This window comes from Corynebacterium mucifaciens (genome assembly GCF_012396315.1).
In the GTDB taxonomy this organism is placed as follows: domain Bacteria; phylum Actinomycetota; class Actinomycetes; order Mycobacteriales; family Mycobacteriaceae; genus Corynebacterium; species Corynebacterium mucifaciens.
Map to the genome: position 1 here is coordinate 67,877 of NZ_JAAXPF010000004.1, position 19,278 is coordinate 87,154.

Below are 19,278 nucleotides of genomic sequence, written 5' to 3' on the forward strand. Positions count from 1 at the left end.
TGCAGAATTGCGTACCCGGGGAATGTTACTCCAGGAAGAACCAGAGGGGAGGATTTTTTGCGCAACTCAGTAAAATTTGTTCCATGACTTCCCCCGCTTCCGCTCCGTTCGACCCCGCCCCCTCGCCAAAAGTCGTGGTGGCGCCGGATTCATTCAAGTCCACCGCCACGGCGGCCGAAGCCGCCGAGTGGCTTGCCGAGGGCGTGCGCTCGGTCATCCGCGACGCGCAGATCGTGCTCACCCCGATGGCCGACGGCGGCGAAGGCACCTCCGCACTCTTCGAGGGCGAACGCGTGCGCCTGCCGACGACAACCGCAGCCGGCCGCCTCACCGAAGCCGAATACACCTACCACGCGGCCACAAAGACGGCCTACATCGACGTTTCCGCGGCTTCCGGCCTACCCGCCGTGCAAGATGACCCGGTCCCACTGACCGGGGACACGTACGGCACCGGGGTGCTCATCGCGGATGCGCAAACCCGCGGCGCAGAGCGCATCGTACTGGGGCTCGGGGGCACAGCAACGAACGACGGCGGCACCGGCATCCTCGTGGCCCTCGGCGTGAACCCACTGGACCAGGCCGGCTACCAGCTCACACCCGGAGGCGGTGCCCTCGAGCATCTAGCAAGCTTTGACACCGCCAAGGTCAACGTGCCCGCAGGCGCGGTGGAGTGGGTGCTGCTCACGGACACCACCGCCCCCGCCACCGGCCCCGAGGGCGCGGCCCACGTGTTCGCGCCGCAAAAGGGCGCCGCCGACGCAGACGTCGAAGTGCTCGATCGCGGTCTCGCGCGCCTGTGCGAGGTCGCCGATGTGGACCCCGCTACCCCGGGCTTGGGCGCCGCGGGCGGAGTGGGCATCGGCATCACGTGGCTGTCCACCATGCTGCACGGCGACGCGTCCCACGTGCATGTGCTGCCCGGGGCGCGCGTTGTTGCAGAGTCCAACTGGCTCACCGAGCACATCGACGGCGCGGCGCTGGTGATCACCGGCGAAGGCCGCTACGACGGACAAACGGGCACCGGCAAGGTCGCGTCCGTCGTGGGCGAGCTGGCCCGCGAGGCCGGCGCAGTGTTTGCCGTCGCCGCGGGACGGTTCGACGAGCAGCCGGCGGACGGCACCATCGCCGTGGTGCTGCCGGAGACCGATGACGTGCGCGAGCAGTTGATCCAGGCCGGGGCGGAGATCGCGGTGGCCTACCTGAACACCTCCACCGTCCAGGGGTAGATCGACGGCGCCTCAAAGCGGTCTTGGTCTTCCAGCATGACCGGGTCGCGCGGCAGCTCAGCTTTCGGGGTAAGAATGCGCGACAGGCCCATGGCCAGGCTGTTAAGGCTCTCTGCGCCCTCGACGTCGATGCGGTAGCGGTGCGTTTCGGCCCCGTCGGCGGGCTCGCCCCTGTCCCGCTCGTAGGTTTCAGCCAGTTCGGCGCGAACGGAGTCGTCGATACGCACGCGCTGCATCGCTACGGTGCCGGACGCGAGCATCTCGCGGCGCACGAGGATGTCTAAGGCGCGCTGGAACGCGTCCCTGACCTCGCCGGCAGCGGCGGGCGGGACAAGAACGTCAAATTGGATCATAGACATGGGTCTAAGGCTAACCGGTAGGGTGAGGGCATGTTTGACCCATCCGTAGACCCAGCGCACGCCCGAAATCGTGCGCTGCGGTCAACGGCGGACGGGACGGTGAAGCAGGTCAACCCTTTTACGGGCGAGCAGGTGTGGACCGTACCTGGGCGCGCCAGCCAGCCCCTGACCCACGTAAGTGCCTCTCCGGCACCGCTTGAGCCCGGCGCGCACGCGGCCGCCTGCGATCTCTGCGAGGCGAACAAGCTGCGCACTCCACCGGAACGCTCCCGTCTGGTGGCGGACGGCGACGGGTTTGCAATCCTGCGCGATGTCATGCCCGACGAGCTAGACGCGACCGGTGCGGAGTTTCGGCGGGTGCCCAATCGGTTCGAGATCGTCCCCTACGACTATTGGCAGCGAAACTACGGCTACACCATGCCCGCGGCTCGCCGTGCGCACATGGAGCGTTACCTGGCCGACCCGGCGGGTCGGAGCCACGTGCTGCAAACGGCGCGCGCCCGCCTGGACGCGGCCGGGCACGACACAGACGTCACGGATGAGCAGCTGCTGGAGCTTGCTCCCGCGTATTTCGGCGGCGGCCACGACGTGATCATCGCTCGCCGCCACTATGTCGATGGCGCGGATAACTCGGCGCAACTGGCTGGCTCCGGACAGCTCTCTGCTGAGGAGCACTACCGCTTCATCGCGTTTACGGTGGACGCGCTGCGCGACCTCGTCCAGCGGCACACCTACGCGCGCTACGTGGCGGTGTTTCAAAACTGGCTCTCACCAGCCGGAGCGTCGAAAGAGCACCTGCATAAGCAGCTCGTGGCTATCGACGAATACGGCCCCGTTGTGGAGGCGGAGGCCTTGGGGCTGCGGCGGAATGCGAACCTGTTCAACGACTTCGGCGTCGACCTCGCTTTCTCCCAGGGCCTCGTCATTGCGGACAACGACCACGCCATCCTCGTCGCCGGTGTGGGCCACCGCTTCCCCACCATGACGGTGTATGCAAAATCCCGTGTCTGCGAGCCGTGGGAGCACGCACCCGAGGAGGTGCGCGCCGTTTCCGACCTGCTGCACGCCGCGCACGCCGCCACCGGCGCGCAGGTGGCCACCAACGAGGAGTGGCACTACCGCCCTGTGGGCCTCGACGTTGCCATGCCGTGGCGCATCAACGTGAAGTGGCGCGTCTCCACCCCAGCCGGTTTTGAAGGCGCGACGCAGATCTACGTGAACACGGTCTCACCGTTCGATGTGCGCGACCAGGTCACCGACGCGCTTCGCGCACTGCGCGGGCGCGGCCACGTGTCCGCTTCCATCCGCATCGGCGAGGAGTGCGTCCCGGCGCCGAATCTGTTGCGTTACAACCCCGGCTTAGACTCCGATTAAGAAAGGTGACTTTTGAGTACTGTTTCCGACATTGTGCGTTCCTACTTCGTGGACGAGGTGTGGCAGCGCCGTCTCTACGAGCTGTTGCACGCGAACCCGGAGCTGTCCATGCAGGAGCAAGAAACCTACAGCCGGCTCATGATGGAGCTGTCCCGGTTCGGCTGCGAGGTCATCGCACCAATTGGCAAATACGGCATCTGCGCGGTCTTTAAAAACGGCGACGGCCCGACCGTGATGCACCGCGCGGATTTTGACGGCTTGCCCGTGACAGAGCAGACCGGCGCGCCCTACGCCTCGCACAAGACTGTGCAGACTACCGACGGCCAAACGGTCGGCACCATGCACGCGTGCGGCCACGACATCCACACCACCGCGCTGATGAGCATGTGCGACGTCCTAGACCACACCCGCGAGCACTGGTCCGGCACGTTCATCGCGCTGTTCCAGCCGGGCGAGGAGATCGGTGCCGGCGCCCAGGATATGGCGGATAACGGCCTGACCGCCAAGGTGCCCACCCCCGACGTGGTCTTCGGCCAGCACGTCATGCCCGGGCGCGCCGGCGAGGTGATGTCTAAGCCCGGCCCGCAGTTCGCCGCGTGCGATTCCATCCGCATCCGCATCCCGGGGCGCGCCGCGCACGGCTCGATGCCGCACAATTCTGTCGACCCGACGTACACGGCCGCGATGATCATCGCGCGCCTGCAGGCCATCGTCGGCCGGGAGGTGGACCCGGCGGATTTCGCCGTGGTCACGGTGGCCAGCTTGCATGCTGGCACGACCAACAACATCATCCCGGGCGAGGCGGAACTCGTGCTGAACTGTCGCTTCTACTCCGACAAGGTGAAGGCCCGGGTGTACGCAGCGATCGAGCGCGTCGTGCACGCGGAGGTGCTGGCGTCGGGATCGCTGGACGAGGCTACGGTGACCTACTTCGCCCACGGCGAGCTGCTGGACAACGACGAGGCCGTGTTCACCCGGGTGCGCGAGCAGTTCGACGCCGTCTTCGGCGACGCGTCCGTGACCGCGGACCCGAAGACGGTCTCGGAGGACTTCCCCGTCATCGGCCAGGCCTTCGGCGCGCCGTACTTCTTCTGGCTCATCGGTTGCACGCCGCGCGACATCTGGGATAAGGCGGTGGAAGACGACCGGGTCGGTGAAGACGTGCCGGTCAACCACATGTCCACGTTCCTGCCGGAGTACGAGCCGACCATCGACTCCGCCACCCGCGCAGGTGTGACCGCGGTGCTGAGCTACCTGGCCAAGTAACTGCGCACCGCACTCACCCGCACGTCAGCACGTCCGCCGGTACGCTCGGGGCCCATGACTGCCACCACACCAGCATTCGAGCAGACCGTCGAAGGCCACGTCCGCGCATTCGCCGGAAGCGCCCCGGATAACGCCACGGTGAAAAAGTTCTGGACAGGACTTTCCGCCGCCACCGTCGAGCAGTTCGCCGACAACTGGGAGCAAACCCGCGACGCCTACAAAGGCACCCGCCGCGCCGCGTACTTCTCGGCGGAATTCCTCGAGGGCCGGGCGCTGCTGAATAACTTGACCAACCTTGGGCTCGTCGATAAGGCCAAAGTCGCCGCGGAAGCGAACGGCTTCGAGCTCACCGAGGTGCTGGAGGCGGAACACGACGCGGCGCTGGGCAACGGCGGTTTGGGCCGCCTCGCCGCCTGCTTCCTAGACTCTGCCGTCACGCAGGATTTTCCGCTGACCGGCTACGGCTTGCTCTACCGTTACGGGCTGTTCCGCCAGGAGTTCAAAGACGGCTTCCAGCGCGAGCACCCGGACGCGTGGAAGGAGTCGTTCTACCCCTTCATCATCCGCCGCGGCTCGGAGCAGCGCATTGTGAAGTTCGACGACATGCACGTGCGCGCTATCCCCTACGACATGCCGATCACGGGCTACGGCACCGACAACGTGGGCACGCTTCGCCTGTGGGACGCGTCCCCGATCGCCGAGTTCGACTACGACGCGTTCAACTCCCAGCGGTTCGCCGACGCCATCTTGGAGCGCGAGGCTGTCCACGACATCACCCGCGTGCTGTACCCGAACGACTCCACCTACGCAGGCAAGCTCCTCCGCGTGCGCCAGCAGTACTTCTTCGTCTCCGCCTCGCTGCAGGAGCTTATCGACGACTACCGCGCCGCCCACGGCGACGACCTGCGAAACTTCCACACCTTCAACGCCATCCAGCTCAACGACACCCACCCGGTCCTGGGCATCCCCGAGCTGATGCGGTTGCTTATGGACGAGCACGGCCTCGGCTGGGACGACGCCTGGGAAGTGACCACCCACACCTTCGCCTACACCAACCACACGGTGCTGCAGGAGGCGTTGGAGACGTGGGAGGAAGCCATCTTCAAGCAGCTGTTTTGGCGCATCTGGGAGATTGTGGAGGAGATTGACCGCCGCTACCGCCTGGACATGGAGTCGCGCGGCATCGACCCGGAGACCGCGCACTACTACTCCCCGGTGCACGACGGGCGAGTGCACATGGCGTGGATCGCCTGCTACGCCTCTTACTCCGTCAACGGTGTGGCGGCGCTGCACACCGACATCATCAAACGCGACACCCTCGGCTTCTGGCACGGGCTTTACCCGGATCGCTTCAACAACAAGACCAACGGCGTGACCCCCCGCCGCTGGCTGCGCATGTGCAACCCGCGGCTATCGGCGCTGCTGGACCGCCTCGCGGGCGGCGACGAGTGGGTCACCGACCTGTCCAAGCTGCAACAGCTGCGTCCACATATCGACGACCCGGAGGTGCTGCGCGAACTGCGCGAGATCAAGGCCGCGAACAAGCGCGACTTCGCCGACTGGATCGCCGAGCACCAGGGCATGCAGATCGACCCGGACTCCATCTTTGACACCCAGATCAAGCGCCTGCACGAGTACAAGCGCCAGCTCATGAACGCGCTGTACATCCTGGATCTGTACTTCCGCATCACCGTCGATGGCGAGCAGGATGTACCGAAGCGCACCTTCATCTTCGGTGCCAAGGCCGCGCCCGGCTACGTCACCGCGAAGGGCATCATCAAGCTCATCAACACCATTGCGGAGCTGGTGAACAACGACCCTGTGGCCTCGCAGTACATCCACGTGGTGTTCGTGGAAAACTACAACGTCTCCCCGGCAGAGCGGATCATCCCGGCCACGGATGTCTCGGAGCAGATCTCCACCGCCGGCAAGGAGGCGTCCGGCACCTCGAACATGAAGTTCATGATGAACGGCGCGCTCACCCTCGGCACCATGGACGGCGCGAACGTGGAGATTGTGGACGCCGTCGGCGACGACAACGCCTACATCTTCGGCGCGCGGGAAGAGGAGCTGCCGGAGCTGAAAGCGCACTACAACCCGCGCCAGGTGGCCGAGGAGACTCCCGGCCTCATGCGCGCGCTCGATGCACTTGTGGACGGAACACTCGACGACCGCGGCACCGGTGTCTTCCACGATATCCGCGCCTCGCTGCTTGACGACAACGGCTACGGCGAGCGCGACGTCTACTACGTCCTCGGGGACTTCGCAGCATTCCGCGAGGCGCGCGACCGCATGGCCGCGGACTTCTACGCCGACCCGGACGGGTGGGCACGCAAGTGCTGGGTCAACATCTGCGAGTCCGGCCGCTTTTCCTCCGACCGCACGATCCGCGACTACGCCGAGGACGTGTGGAAGATCGAGCCGACCGCGATTAGTGGCAACGAGCCGGCGAGCGGCTAGTCGCGCACCATGCGCTTGAGGGTGACGTTGTCGCCCTCATGGTGCGTTTCTTCGCCGTCGAAGGCGAAGCCGTGCTTGCGGTAGAACGCCTGAGCGCGCTCATTGAAGTCCGCGACCCAGAGGAACGCGGGCTGGCCCGGCGGGATCACCGCGTCCATGAGCTTGGGGGCCACGCCGGTGCCCGCGGCCTCCGCCAGTAGGTAGAGGTTACGCAGCTCGGTGCGCTCGCCGGGGATGGCGTACGCCATGCCCACAGGCTGGCCATCAACTTCCGCGATGGCGACGCGCCCATCCGGGTCCTGGAAGTATGCAGCCCATTCACGTTCGAGCACCGCCACGTTGTCCAGTGCCTCGTCGCGAATGCGCCCGCGAAAGGCCGCGGCGCGGGAACGGTTGTGCACGTGGGCAACAATGGCTGCGTCGGCGGCGCCGGCGGGCCGGATGGTGGCGTCCATGCGCCTCAACGCTATACGATTCCACTGCGATGATCCTGCTCGTTGACAATTACGATTCATACACGTTCAACCTCGCCCACCTTATTGCGGAGGTGGCCGGGCACGAGCCCCTCGTCGTGCCCGCCGGCGAGGCAGCGGGCCTGCCGGAACGCGTCCGCGCCGGCGAGTTCAGTCACGTTGTGATCTCCCCCGGTCCGGGCACCCCAGAGCGGGACGAGGATTTCGGTGCCTCCCGGCGCGTGATCGAGGCGGCGGCGAAGGCGCAGGTTCCGTTGCTGGGCGTGTGCCTCGGCCACCAAGGGCTGGCCATGCTCGCCGGTGCGGCCGTGACCCGGGCGCCCGAACCGCGCCACGGGTTCGTCTCCACGCTCACCCACTCCGGCGAGGGGATCTTCGCCGGCATCCCGCAAGGCTTCGAGGCGGTGCGCTACCACTCCCTGCACGTCGACGAGGTTCCAGGCGTCACGGTCCACGCGCGCAGCGAGGACGGCGTGGTCCAGGCGCTGAAAGTGGACGGGCTTCCCCACTGGGGTGTGCAGTTCCACCCCGAGTCTGTGCTCACGCAGCACGGCGCGGCCATCATGCGCAATTTCCTGGGCGGCTGGCGCCTGCTGCACCGCGCAGTGCCCGGCGGCATCGACTGCCAGCGGGTGTTCGACGCCATCAGGCGCAGCGGCAACGACGCGTTCTTTCTCGACTCCGCCGATGCGCGCGGCAACTTCTCCATCCTCGGCGACACCGCGGGCGCGCTGTCCCGCTCCATCCCCTTCACGCTTGGCGACGGCGACATTCTGCGCGACCTCGAGCAGGAACTTTCCACCCCCATCCACGACGCGCCCGATTTGCCGTTCACCGGCGGGGTAATCGGCTACCTCGGCTACGAGTGCGCCGAGCTGACCATGCCGATCACGTTGCGCCACCGCTCCCCCTACCCGGACGCGTACTTTGTCCGGCCGCAATCCTTCATCGTGTACGACCACCAGGCCGAGGTCGCGCACCTGTGCGCCCTCGCCGGCGGGGGGTCCGAGGCCCTGCTGGACCGACTCGAGGCGGCGCTTGAGAGCGCGGCCGGTGATGGGGCGGGGACCGAAGGGGCGTCGATAGGCAGCGGCTCCTGGAGCAACCCCGACTACCTCGGTTGCATCGCGGCGGCGCAGGAGTTGCTGCGCGCGGGCGAGAGCTACGAGGTGTGCCTGACCGACACCTACACTGCGCCGGCCGCGGGCAGCGTCTACCGCGAGCTGCGTAAGCACAACCCGGCGCCGTACGCCGCGCACCTGGTGTTCGACGGCGTGGAAGTTGCCAGCGCCTCGCCCGAGCGCTTCCTCACCGTGCGCGGCCGCGACGTGGAGGCCAAACCGATTAAGGGCACCATCGCCGCTGATCAAGACCCCGCGCTGCTTGACGACGACAAAACCCGCGCCGAAAACCTCATGATCGTGGACCTGCTGCGCAACGACCTCGCGCGCGTGTGCGACCCCGCCACCGTCCGCGTGCCCGCGCTCATGCAGGTGGAGACCTACGCGACGGTGCACCAGCTCGTCTCCACCATCACCGGCCGCCTGCGGGAGGGCCTCACCGCGGTCGACGCCGTGCGCGCGACGTTCCCGCCCGGCTCCATGACTGGCGCGCCGAAGCTGCGCACCTGCGAGATCATCGACCGCTTAGAGACCTCCCCGCGCGGCGTCTATTCCGGCGCGCTGGGCTATTTCGGCTTCGACGGCCAGGCCGACCTGTCTGTGGTTATCCGCACCGCCGTGCGCGCAGGCAACACCGTCACCGTGGGTGCGGGCGGCGCGATCGTGCTGGCCTCCGACCCCGAGTCCGAACTCGCCGAGCGCAACCTCAAGGCCCAGTCCGTGCTGGGAGCATGGGATGCGTAGGTACGCCTGGCGCGGCGACTTCGTCGAGTGCGGCGTCCCCGACGGCCCCCTCGACGTCGCCGACTCGTGGCGCCATTCGAACGGCCGTACCAACGGCCTTCACCTGCACCTGGAGCGTTTCGCCCGATCTGCTGGCCCGTTGCCCGACGGGTTCGTCGACGCGATGATGCCACTGCTGCGAGACGGCGAGCTGTTTCCCCGCGTCGCGCTGTCGCAAGGGCTTTTGCTTCTCGACGTCCGCCCCGCCCCTCCCCCGCGCCCCACCACCTCGCTGACCTATGCGCCTGCCTCGGACCCGCGCGCACGTCCCGAGGTGAAGGGCCCCGACTTCGCCGCGTTTCGCGCGTACCGTTCGCGGTACCAGGTGGAGGGGACGGACGACACGGTGATCGTCGATAGGCATGGCTCCATGCTGGAGACCACCACCGGCGCACTGGTGATGTGGGACGGCGGTACCCTGTGCGTTCCCGACGGAGTGTGGCTGCCGAGCGTGACATTGCACCAGGTTGTTGCGCGGGCCCAGGGGCGAGGTATTCGCATCGAGCGGCGTCGGTTCAAACCCGAACTCGCGGCCGAGCGCCCCCTGTGGTTCCTCAACTCCCTGCACGGCATCAGCCCGGTTCGCGAACTGCACGCCGGCGACGCCGTGATCACTCCCCCGGCACACCCCAGCTTCTACGAATGGCGCGACTGGTGGTGGGGTGGCTTCACGGTCGAATGGCCGGGATGCTGAAAACCTATGCCGCTGCATAGTGGGCGGGCCCACGGGGACTATGCAACCGCATAGTCAACGGCGCTGAACCGATCTTCCGTGACACGGACCGGCCGGGTCCAAAAACTATGCGGCTGCATAGTAAGCGAGCCCCCTTCGCCAGCCCGAGTTTGTACGAATTTACATGTGTCAATACTTATAAGTTTCTGACCTTCACGTTTAAAGCTGAACAACCGTACCAATTGTGAACTTTTGCATGTTTCGTTTAGGAACCCACACCTTCGAAGCATCGCGAGGGACGACTCCGGGACTATGCAGCTGCATAGTCAATACAACCGACAGCAACCTACGCCGAACGCTCGGCGAGCACCTTCCCGGTCGAGGTATCGCACTTGGCCAGCTCCGCAGGGGTGCCGGTGGCGACGATCTGCCCGCCGTCGGCGCCGGCGCCCGGGCCCATCTCGATCACGCGGTCGGCTTGGGCGATTACGGAGAGGTCGTGCTCGACAACGATCACGCTCTGGCCTGCATCGACCAGGCTATTCAGTTCGTTGACCAGCAGCGCCACGTCAGCCGGGTGCAAACCGGTGGTCGGCTCGTCCAGCAGGTACACGGTGTGGCCCCGGCGCGCGTTGCGGGAGCGTTGCAGCTCAGTGGCCAGCTTGATGCGCTGCGCCTCACCGCCGGACAACTCCGGCGCGCCCTGGCCCAGGCGCAGGTAGCCCAGCCCCACCGCCTGCAGGGTTTCCACTGCGCGCAGAATCCGTGGCTCCTCGGCGAACACGTCCGCGGCTTCGTCGACAGTCAGCTCCAGCACGTCCGCGATGGTCAGGCCCTCCCAGGTCACCTCGAGGGTCTCGTCGTTGTAGCGCGCGCCGCCGCAGTCAGGGCAGGTGGTGTACGACCCAGGCAGGAACACCAGTTCCACCTCAATCTTGCCGGCGCCACCGCAGGTCGGGCACTGGCCTTGCTTCACGTTGTAGGAGAAGCGCGACACGGTCCACTTGCGCCGCTTCGCTTCGTCGGTGCCTGCGAACAGTTTGCGCACGCCGTCGAACAGGCCAGTGTAGGTCGCCAGCGTCGAGCGGGGCGTGCGGCCGATCGGCTTCTGGGTGATCTGCACGACGCGGCTCACGGCGTCGAAGCCGGCCCGCGTATCGACGCTCCATCCGGCATCCCCCGCCCCCGCGCCATCGACGGCGTCGTCGTCCTCCTCAACGACGGAGGACGCCGCTTCGCGCAGCACACCGGCAAGCACGGTGCTGACAAGCGTGGATTTTCCGGAGCCGGACACACCCGCCACGGCGGTGAACTGGCCCAGCCCGAACGCGATGTCCAGCCCGTCGATGGAGCGGGCCCGCACGCCGGACAGGGACAGCTCGCCGGCCGCGGGGCGCGGGTCGTCGTTGAGCGAAAGTGTGCGGTTGGCCAGCGCGCGGGCGGTCGGTGCGTCGCCGGTGTACTTGCTGGTGGGGCCGGAATACACCACCTCGCCGCCGCGCTCGCCGGCTAGCGGGCCGACATCCACAAGCCAGTCCGTCTGGGCGACCAGCTCCATGTCGTGCTCCACCAGCAGCACGGAATTCCCTGCGTCGATGAAGCGGCGGCAGATGTCGAGCACCGCGCCGCGTTCAGACGGATGCAGGCCGGCGGACGGCTCGTCCAGCACGTACGCCACGCCGAAGAGACCGGAGCGCAGCTGAGCGGACAGACGGATGCGCTGCAGCTCGCCCGCAGACAACGTCGGCGCTGGGCGGTCTAGGCTCAGGTGGGCCAGCCCCAGGTCAAGCGCGGACTGCAGCGCGGGCAGGATCTGTTTGAGCAGCAGGTCTTCCGCGGAACCTGCAGACGGCTCCTGCGCGTCGAGCACCTCGTAGACCTGGTCCAGGGGCAGGGCGCCCAGCTCGTCGATAGGCATCCACGCGTAGGTGACCTTGAGCGCCTCGGGGTTGAGGCGGCGGCCGTGGCACGTCTCGCACACGTGCGACTCCATGTAGGACAACACCCGTTTGCGCAGCGTGTCCGAGTTTGTCTCGGCAAGCGTGTTGGTCAGGTACGACGCCACCGAACGCCACGTGCCTTTGTAGTTCCGCTGGATGTGGTCCTCTCCGCGCACGGGCTTCACGGTCACAACGGGACGCTCGTCGGTGAACAGAATCCAGTCCCGATCCTTCCGGGGCAGATCCTGCCAAGGCGAATCCAGGTCGTAGCCCAGCGCCTGCAAAATATCGTGGAAGTTCTTGCCCGCCCACGCGCCGGGCCAGGCTTGGATTGCCCCGTCTTCGATGGACAGCGTGGGATCCGGCACCATGGACGCCTCCGTCGGCTCGTGGACCACGCCGGTGCCCTGGCAGGTCGGGCACATCCCCTCGGGGGTGTTCGGCGAGAAGGAGTCGGAGTACAAGCCCTTCGGGTTGTCGCCCGCGCGCGAGTACAGCAGCCGGATGCTGTTGGAGAGCGCGGAGACCGTACCCACCGTGGAGCGCGCACCGCCGCCGGAGGTGGACTGCTCCAAGGCGACCGTCGGCGGCAGGCCCTCGACGGCACCGACCTGGGGGTCCACCGCTGAGCCGATCAAGCGGCGCGCGAACGGCGCCACCGATTCAAGGTAGCGCCGTTGGCCCTCGCCGTGGATGGTGCCGAACGCGAGGGAGGATTTGCCGGAACCCGACACCCCGGTCACCGCCACGAGTGTGCCACGCGGGATGTCCACATCGACGTTGCGGAGGTTGTGCAGGTGGGCGCCTCGTACCTGGATTCCAGTCATGGCACCAAGACTAGCCGGGCACCATTCGTACTATAGGCGGGTGTCCTCGCCCAGCTGGTGCACGTGGATGGTGTTCGTCGTGCCGGAAACCCCCGGGGGCGTGCCTGCGACGACGACCATGGTGTCTCCCTCGTTGTACTGCTCCATGGCCAGCAGCTGCCTGTCCACCACCTTGATCATGTCGTCCGTGCCGTGCACGTCCTCGCACAGGAACGTCTCCGCGCCCCACGTCATGGCCAGCTGCGAGCGCACCTGCTGCACCGGGGTGAACACCAGAAGCGGCAGTTCAGGGTGCAGGCGCGCAACTCGGCGGGCCGTGTCGCCCGAGGTGGTGAAGGTGACAATCGCCCGCGCGTTGAGCCGGTCCGCAATGTCGTTGGCAGAGTACGACACCACGCCGCGCTTGGTGCGCGGGATGTGGTTCAGCGGCGGCACGGTCCCCATGGCCTCAGCGGAGCGCACGATGCGGCCCATGGTGCGCACCACATTGTGCGGGTCCACGCCCACCGACGTCTCGCCGGAGAGCATCACCGCGTCTGCGCCGTCGAGCACCGCGTTGGCAACGTCGGAGGCCTCCGCGCGGGTCGGGCGGGAGTTCTCAATCATCGAGTCGAGCATCTGCGTTGCGACGATCACCGGCTTGGCGTTCTCGCGCGCAATCTGGATCACGCGCTTTTGCACGGCCGGCACCTGCTCGAGCGGGATCTCCACGCCGAGGTCGCCGCGCGCGACCATCACGGCGTCGAACGCGAGGATGATGGACTCCAGCGCGTCGACGGCCTCAGGCTTTTCCAGCTTGGCCACGACGGGCACACGCCTACCAACCTCGTCCATGATCTCGTGCACCAGCTCCACATCTGCAGGCGAGCGCACGAACGACAACGCGATGATGTCCACGCCGAGGCGAAGCGCGAAACGCAGATCCGCCTTATCTTTCTCGCTGAGCGCCGGCACAGAAATGTCCATGCCCGGCAGCGAGACGCCCTTGTTGTTGGACACCGGGCCGCCCTCGGTGACGTGGCAGACGACGTCGTTGCCGTCCACCTCCGTGCACACGAGGCCGACCTTGCCGTCGTCCACGAGCAGGCGGTCCCCCGGCTTCGCGTCCTGGGCAAGCTGCTTATACGTGGTGGAGACTCGGTCGTGGGTGCCCTCGACATCGTCGACGGTGATGCGGACGGTTTCGCCGGTCTCCCAGTAGGTTTTCCCGTCGCCCTCGAACCGGCCCAAGCGGATCTTCGGGCCCTGCAGGTCGGCGAGGATGCCGACGGCGTGCCCGGTCTCGTCCGTGGCCTCCCGCACCCAGCGGTAGTTCTGCTCGTGGTCCGGGTAGTCGCCGTGTGAGAAGTTCAGCCTCGCCACGTCCATGCCGTCGCGCACGAGACCGAGAATCGCGTCTTTGCTAGCCACTGCCGGGCCGAGGGTGCAGACGATCTTTGTTCTTCTATCCACGTGTACCAACCTCGCCTTCGTAGGTGTTTTGCGTGCGGTTTCCCGCCCCACGGTACTCGTCATCCTCCGTCTCCGCCGTGGAGGAGCTGGTGAACTCCGGGTCCACCTCAGCGGGCGTTTCCTTCCCCTTTGGCCTGGTAAGGAAGAAGATTACGGCCACGATGAACAACATGGCGGAAACCCAAGTATTCACCCGCAGACCGAGAATGAGGTTCGCTTCGTCGCGGCGCATGAACTCGATGAAGAAGCGACCGAGGGTGTATCCGGCGACATACAGCCAAAATACCCGGCCGTGGCCGAGGCGGAACCGCTTGTCCGCCCAAATGAGCACGAAGAAGACTGCGACATTCCAGATCAACTCGTACAAGAACGTCGGATGCACGCTCGCGATCACCTCGCCGGTGGAGCGGCCGGTCAGTGGTGCGTACTGGCCCGCTTCATTGACGCGGTAGTAAATGTCCAGCGCCCAGGGCACATCCGTCTCGGCGCCGTAGAGCTCCTGGTTGAAGTAGTTGCCCAGCCTGCCTATGCCCTGAGCGAGGATGACCGTCGGCGCCACTGCATCGGCGAACGGGGCCATTGGCAGATGCTTCCTGCGCAGCATCACCCACACCGCAAGTGCGCCGAGCGTGACCGCGCCGATGATACCCAGCCCGCCGGCGGTGATGTTCAACGCCTGCCAGGGGTTTTTGCCTTCGCCGAAGTATTTCTGGTGGTCCGTGATCACGTGGTACAAACGCCCGCCGATGATGCCGGCGGGGATGGCCACAATCGCCGCGTCCCACACCGTCTCCGGGTTGCCGCCGCGCGCCTTGTAGCGCCGCAGCGAGATCGCCATCGCCACGATGATGCCAGTGATGATGCACAGGGCATATGCGCGAATCGGGATGGGACCGAGGTACCACACACCCTGGGGCGGCGACGGAATGTTGGCCAGGTTCAGCGTTTGCACGCCAATCAGTGTGCCATCTAGCGCCGGGACGGGCACGCGGGGTGCTGCCCCGCCGCGGCGAGGCTGCGGGTTGCGGCGAATATATCGTCCGCGGCCATGACGGCCTCGGCGGCAAGTACGGCATCGGCGCCGCAGGAGGCCGCATCGATGAGGTCGCGCGGGTTAGACACCCCGCCGAGGCTGATCTTGATCACTTCGCTCGGAAGACCCGGGGCGATCTCTGCAAAGGCGTTCCGGTTCAAGTCGTTGGTGTCGAACGTCCAAGAGTTCACCGCCACCACGGACACCCCGGCGCGAAGGGCCTTGTCCGCCTCCTCCGGCGTGCGCACTTCCGCCACCGCCACCATGCCGAGGGATTCGGCGCGGTCCACCAGCGCCTCGAGACGGTGCTGGTCCAGGATCCCCACCTGGAGCGGGAGGGCGTCGGCGCCGTAGCAGCGGGCCTCGTGGATCTGGTACGGGTCCACAATGACGTCGCGGCACACCATCGGCAGCTCCACTGCGGCCCGGGCCTCAGCCATGTCTGCCAGGGAGCCGTCGAAACGCAGACGCTCCGTTTGGCATGCGATGAGGTGGGCGCCGCCTGCTTCGATGTCGCGGGCGAGCGCGTCGACCGGCGCGTAGCCGGCGCCGGTGGGGCCGAATACTGGGGAATTGCGTTTGATCTCCACGATCACGCTGCACCCGTGACGCAAAAGCGCCGCCCGTGCATCCCGGGTCGGCGCCATGTCGCGTGATCGAGCTTTGATCTCTTGGAAGGAAACGGCTGCCTCCCGCTTTGCGACGTCGCGAACCACACCAGCGACGACATCGTCGAGTGTGCCCGGTGCCGGCATGGCTACCTCCCAGTCGCAAGGGGCATGGCCTGTTAGGACTCTGTTAGGGGTAAGGCTAGCTGGTGCCCTTGTGGGAGGGGAAATCCTGGCCGCCGTCGCCACGTGGATCCGTCGGGTCGATGTCAGCGCTAATGGCGTCCCACAGCACCCGTCCCGAGTTCGGGTCCTCCTCCAAGTCCGCGTGCACCCTCTCCCGGCGCACGGTCTCTTTCTCGTACTTATTCTGCCGCGGCGAGTCGGTGCCCGGGCGCACAAGCAGCACAAGCCCACCTGCGACGCCGAGCAGCGCAGCAATGAGTGTCAGCACGGGGCCCAACGGCTGCGTCGCCACCGAGGTGATCTCCGCCCATTCGGCGATCGCCGGGGCGGAGGACGCCTGCTGGGTGCGGTCTGCGCCCGCGGTCAGCAGCGTGTGCACGCGTTCCGGGTCCGCGCCGGAGACGAGCAGCGTCACCGCCGGCACCGACAACCCCGCCGAGGCCGCCGCGCAAATGCCACCCACAATGCGCCGCCCAAGGCGGCGGAGGGCAAAGGCCGCCAGCATGCCGGCAAGCAGGAGCACCGCGATGGCGGTAGTCTCCGTGGACCAGTCTGTCCCGTTGACCGTTACCGTGCCGCCGCCCGAGATGTCGTCGTTGTACTGGGCGTTTACCCACTCCAGCCGGGAAGCGAACCAGGTCAATGCGCCCGAAAGTCCGAGCAACGCCGCGCCAGCTCTCGCGGCCTTCTTGTCCGGCGTGTTCTCTGTTGTCATCTACTTGCCTTCCTCGCCTTCGCCTTTGCCTGCCCGGGCCGTCTCTACTGCGCGCATGACTGCGGCGTGGGCACGTGCGGTGCCGACTACTGCCCCGGCTTTCCCGGGCTCCCAGGGGCTCCCGTCGCCGGCCGTGGCCACTGCTCCGGCGCTGCGGGCGAGCAGGATTCCCGCCGCGTTGTCCCACACATGCGGGGAGAAACTCACCGCGGCTTGGTAGATCCCCTGGGCCGCAAACGCGAGGTCGATGCCCACCGAGCCACTGATGCGCGGCCGCAAGCCCGCCTGCGTCAACTCGCGGGCGAGGCCCACCCGCTCGCGCGACGGCAGGTGGTCGCGGTCCCGGGAATACAGGGATCCGATACCGACGTGCTGCACAGCGGCGTCTGCCGCCTCCACTGGCGGCAGCGCGCGGCCGTTGAGGTGCACCGGCTCGCCGTCGATAGCTGTCAGCCGCATGCCCAGCAGCGGGGCATCGACCACCGCAGCGACAGGCTGCCCGTGACGCAGCAGAGACACCAAGATCGCGCAGTTAGGGTTGCCCACGGAGTAATTCGACGTGCCGTCTATCGGATCGACCACCCAGCACGCGCGCTCGCTCAACCGCCCGCCCTGTTCCTCGCCGACAACCCCGAATCCGGTCGCCGCTGTGAGCTCTCGCCGCAGCAGCTTCTCCACGGCAAGATCGGCGGCAGTGGCGAAGTCTCCGGGGCCCTTGGTCAACGCCGGCGCGGCACCCAACTCGTTGATGAAGATTTCGCGGGCAGCGTCGACCGCGGCCTCCGCAGCCTGCAAACTCCCCCTCGTGTCCGCCACGGCGCTACCCCAGCTGCCCGATCCAGCGCCGCAGCACGTCCGAACCAGCCTCCCCGGAACGCTCCGGGTGGAACCGCGCGGCCCACAGCGGCCCGTTCTCTACCGCCGCCAGCACGGGCAGGCCCTCGACCCAGCTCAGCGTGGGGTACGCGATAAATTCGTCCTCCGCGAGCTCAAAGCTGCTCACACCGGTCCCCGCGTCAAAGACGAACTCCTCGCCGCCAGCGAGCATCCGGGATCCCTCGGCCGCGGCGACCGTGGCACGCTCGACCGGAGCCGCCAGCTTAGCGACGCCTCCGGGCCACTCACCGAACCCAGCCTGACCTTGCGCGTCTCGCTCGAACAACGCGTCCATGGCGGCGCCGACGGCGAGCACCGGGCGGGAGCCGGCGAGGCGCTGCCCGACCACGCGGGGCGCGTGGACGCGATTGAACGCCTGCAGCGCCGCAGACGCGTCGCCGCTTGCCGCCAACACCAGCCCGTCGGATGCGACCCCCTCGGCCGGATCCGCCGTGACAGTGGCATTCACGCCGCACGAAGCGAGCGCGACGCGCAGTTCTTGAATGCAAACATCGTTGCCTGCGAAAGCGTCGAACACCGCCACGGTCGGCGGTGTCGGGGTGCGAGATGCGTCGCTCATGAGTGCGTAGTGTAGCCCCGCGCCGCCTACCGGCCCCTGCGCGGGTAGTGCCGCGGGGCCTGCACCGCCTTGAGCCGCGCCGAGAGGTTATTCACTTCCACCACCCGGTGGCGGCCCAGCTGGCGGTCAAGCAACGTGATGGCCAAACCGATGGCGATCACGCCCGAGGCGATGCCGAAGACGGGCGCGAACGCCATCTGCGTCACCAACATGCCGTAGACGGCGGAGCCCAGGCCAGTGCCGCCGTCGAAGCCGATGTTCCACACCGCGGACGCCTCCGACGTTTTGTGGCGCGGCAGGCGGTAGAACAACAACGTCAGCGCCTCGTTCTGCACACCCCCGAAGCCCGCACCGTAAAACAGCGCGGCGATGAGCATCGTCCACGCCGGCAGCTGCATGAAGAGAATGACGGCCATGAGCGCGACACCGATGGCGGCGGTGATTTGGAACGGAATGAGCACGGTGCCCGGGTAGCCGCGGCGGTCCATGATGCGCCCTGCCACGTACCGCGAAATCATCGCCGCGAAGTTGAGCGCGCCGAGCATGACACCGGCAAGCGCCGCGCCGGAGACTGGGTCCAGCTCGCGCATGGAAACGGGCAGGAAGTTCGTGATCGCGCCGTAGGCGGTGGTGACGAACATCAGGGCCAGGGCCGGAACGAGCGCGAGGTGCCACATTGGCACGCGGACGCTTTGCCCGGTCTCGGCGTCCGGCTCCGGCGTCGGGATGGTGGGGATAGCAAAACACGCGGCGAGCGAGACCGCGCCGATAGCCGTGGCGATGATGTACACCGCGTTGTAACCGATGACATCCACCAACGCCAGGCCGGACGGCAGCGCGACCATCTGGGCAAGGCCCACCACCACGCCGAAGATGCCGGTGGCGCTACCGAGGAGCCGAAGCGGAACCAGCTCGGCGACGATCGCGGCTTCAGCGACGGACAGTGCGCCGAATCCGACGCCGCGGATAGCACTGACGGTGAGCAGGGGCGCCGGCTCCATCCCGATCATGTAGCCCAGCGCGGGGATGCCCAGCAGCAACGACGCGACCGCGATAACCCAACGGTAGCCGACGGTTTTCAACGCCTTTGGGACGAAGACCTGGGTGATCACCGTGGCCAGCATGAACACTCCGGTGGACAGGCCAGCCAGAGAAGCCGGCTGATCGGCGTCGATGACAGCGGTGGGCACCACAGGCAGCAACAGCGCCCACGCCGCGAAGGCCGAGGCGACGGCGATGAGCACTGGAACGAGGCCGCGGGCGCGCCACACGTTGGTCAGGGACTCAACCTCGCCGCGGGTCAGCGGTGCGTTGGACCATGCCACC

General features: G+C 67.1%; 16 protein-coding genes. 6 read left to right on the forward strand and 10 right to left on the reverse strand.

Annotated elements, in window-relative coordinates:
* Nucleotides 1–83: 83 nt before the first annotated feature.
* Nucleotides 84–1,226, forward strand: a complete 1,143-nt coding sequence (locus HF989_RS04920; protein WP_168684419.1) for a glycerate kinase family protein — start codon at nt 84–86, stop codon at nt 1,224–1,226.
* Here HF989_RS04920 and HF989_RS04925 read toward each other — a convergent pair.
* Nucleotides 1,196–1,585: a hypothetical protein gene (locus HF989_RS04925; protein WP_168684421.1), complete on the reverse strand. Its 390-nt coding sequence runs from the start codon at nt 1,583–1,585 to the stop codon at nt 1,196–1,198. The two genes, HF989_RS04920 and HF989_RS04925, sit on opposite strands and share 31 nt — an antisense overlap.
* A gap of 30 nt (nt 1,586–1,615) precedes the next feature.
* Here HF989_RS04925 and HF989_RS04930 point away from each other — a divergent pair, with 30 nt between their 5' ends.
* Genes HF989_RS04930 through HF989_RS04940 form a run of 3 tightly spaced genes read left to right on the forward strand, consistent with a single transcriptional unit; the run spans nt 1,616 to nt 6,685 of the window.
* Nucleotides 1,616–2,959, forward strand: a complete 1,344-nt coding sequence (locus tag HF989_RS04930) for a DUF4921 family protein (protein WP_168684423.1) — start codon at nt 1,616–1,618, stop codon at nt 2,957–2,959.
* Between the two features lie 12 nt (nt 2,960–2,971).
* Entirely contained in the window at nt 2,972–4,225 is a 1,254-nt protein-coding gene (locus tag HF989_RS04935; RefSeq protein ID WP_168684425.1) for an amidohydrolase, read from the forward strand.
* A 54-nt stretch (nt 4,226–4,279) separates the two neighbouring features.
* Entirely contained in the window at nt 4,280–6,685 is a 2,406-nt protein-coding gene (locus tag HF989_RS04940) for a glycogen/starch/alpha-glucan phosphorylase (RefSeq protein ID WP_168684427.1), read from the forward strand.
* Here the strand turns inward: HF989_RS04940 and HF989_RS04945 are convergent.
* Entirely contained in the window at nt 6,682–7,140 is a 459-nt protein-coding gene (locus tag HF989_RS04945; protein ID WP_168684429.1) for a GNAT family N-acetyltransferase, read from the reverse strand. The genes HF989_RS04940 and HF989_RS04945 overlap by 4 nt on opposite strands.
* 29 nt (nt 7,141–7,169) lie before the next feature.
* On the opposite strand from HF989_RS04945, the gene HF989_RS04950 reads away from it, so the two are divergent.
* A complete protein-coding gene (locus HF989_RS04950; RefSeq protein WP_168684431.1) occupies nt 7,170–9,023 on the forward strand; it encodes a chorismate-binding protein in 1,854 nt (617 codons plus the stop codon).
* On the forward strand, nt 9,016–9,756 hold the full coding sequence (locus tag HF989_RS04955; protein WP_168684433.1) for an aminotransferase class IV: 741 nt from the start codon (nt 9,016–9,018) through the stop codon (nt 9,754–9,756). The genes HF989_RS04950 and HF989_RS04955 overlap by 8 nt, the downstream gene beginning before the upstream one ends.
* 325 nt (nt 9,757–10,081) lie before the next feature.
* On the opposite strand, the gene HF989_RS04960 is transcribed toward HF989_RS04955, so the two are convergent.
* From HF989_RS04960 to HF989_RS04995, 8 genes are read right to left on the reverse strand one after another with little or no spacing between them, the layout of a single operon-like run.
* Nucleotides 10,082–12,502 (reverse strand): excinuclease ABC subunit UvrA, encoded by a 2,421-nt coding sequence (locus tag HF989_RS04960; RefSeq protein WP_168684435.1) that lies wholly within the window; start codon nt 12,500–12,502, stop codon nt 10,082–10,084.
* A gap of 30 nt (nt 12,503–12,532) precedes the next feature.
* The gene (gene pyk / locus HF989_RS04965; protein WP_343033551.1) at nt 12,533–13,954 is read right to left on the reverse strand and encodes a pyruvate kinase; all 1,422 of its coding nucleotides are present in this window, start codon (nt 13,952–13,954) and stop codon (nt 12,533–12,535) included.
* Nucleotides 13,947–14,906 (reverse strand): prolipoprotein diacylglyceryl transferase, encoded by a 960-nt coding sequence (lgt, locus tag HF989_RS04970; RefSeq protein ID WP_168684439.1) that lies wholly within the window; start codon nt 14,904–14,906, stop codon nt 13,947–13,949. Before lgt ends, pyk begins: the two co-directional genes overlap by 8 nt.
* Before the next feature lie 17 nt (nt 14,907–14,923).
* Complete coding sequence (locus tag HF989_RS04975; RefSeq protein WP_168684441.1) at nt 14,924–15,742, reverse strand: indole-3-glycerol phosphate synthase TrpC; 819 nt, start codon at nt 15,740–15,742, stop codon at nt 14,924–14,926.
* A 55-nt stretch (nt 15,743–15,797) separates the two neighbouring features.
* Entirely contained in the window at nt 15,798–16,496 is a 699-nt protein-coding gene (locus tag HF989_RS04980; RefSeq protein WP_168684443.1) for a TIGR02234 family membrane protein, read from the reverse strand.
* Complete coding sequence (locus HF989_RS04985) at nt 16,497–17,312, reverse strand: inositol monophosphatase family protein (RefSeq protein WP_168684445.1); 816 nt, start codon at nt 17,310–17,312, stop codon at nt 16,497–16,499.
* 4 nt (nt 17,313–17,316) lie between these two features.
* Complete coding sequence (locus tag HF989_RS04990; protein ID WP_168684447.1) at nt 17,317–17,952, reverse strand: type 1 glutamine amidotransferase family protein; 636 nt, start codon at nt 17,950–17,952, stop codon at nt 17,317–17,319.
* A 26-nt stretch (nt 17,953–17,978) separates the two neighbouring features.
* Nucleotides 17,979–19,277 carry an MFS transporter gene (locus HF989_RS04995; RefSeq protein WP_168684449.1) on the reverse strand — a complete coding sequence of 433 codons (1,299 nt, stop codon included), beginning with the start codon at nt 19,275–19,277 and terminating at the stop codon, nt 17,979–17,981.
* Nucleotide 19,278 lies beyond the last annotated feature (1 nt).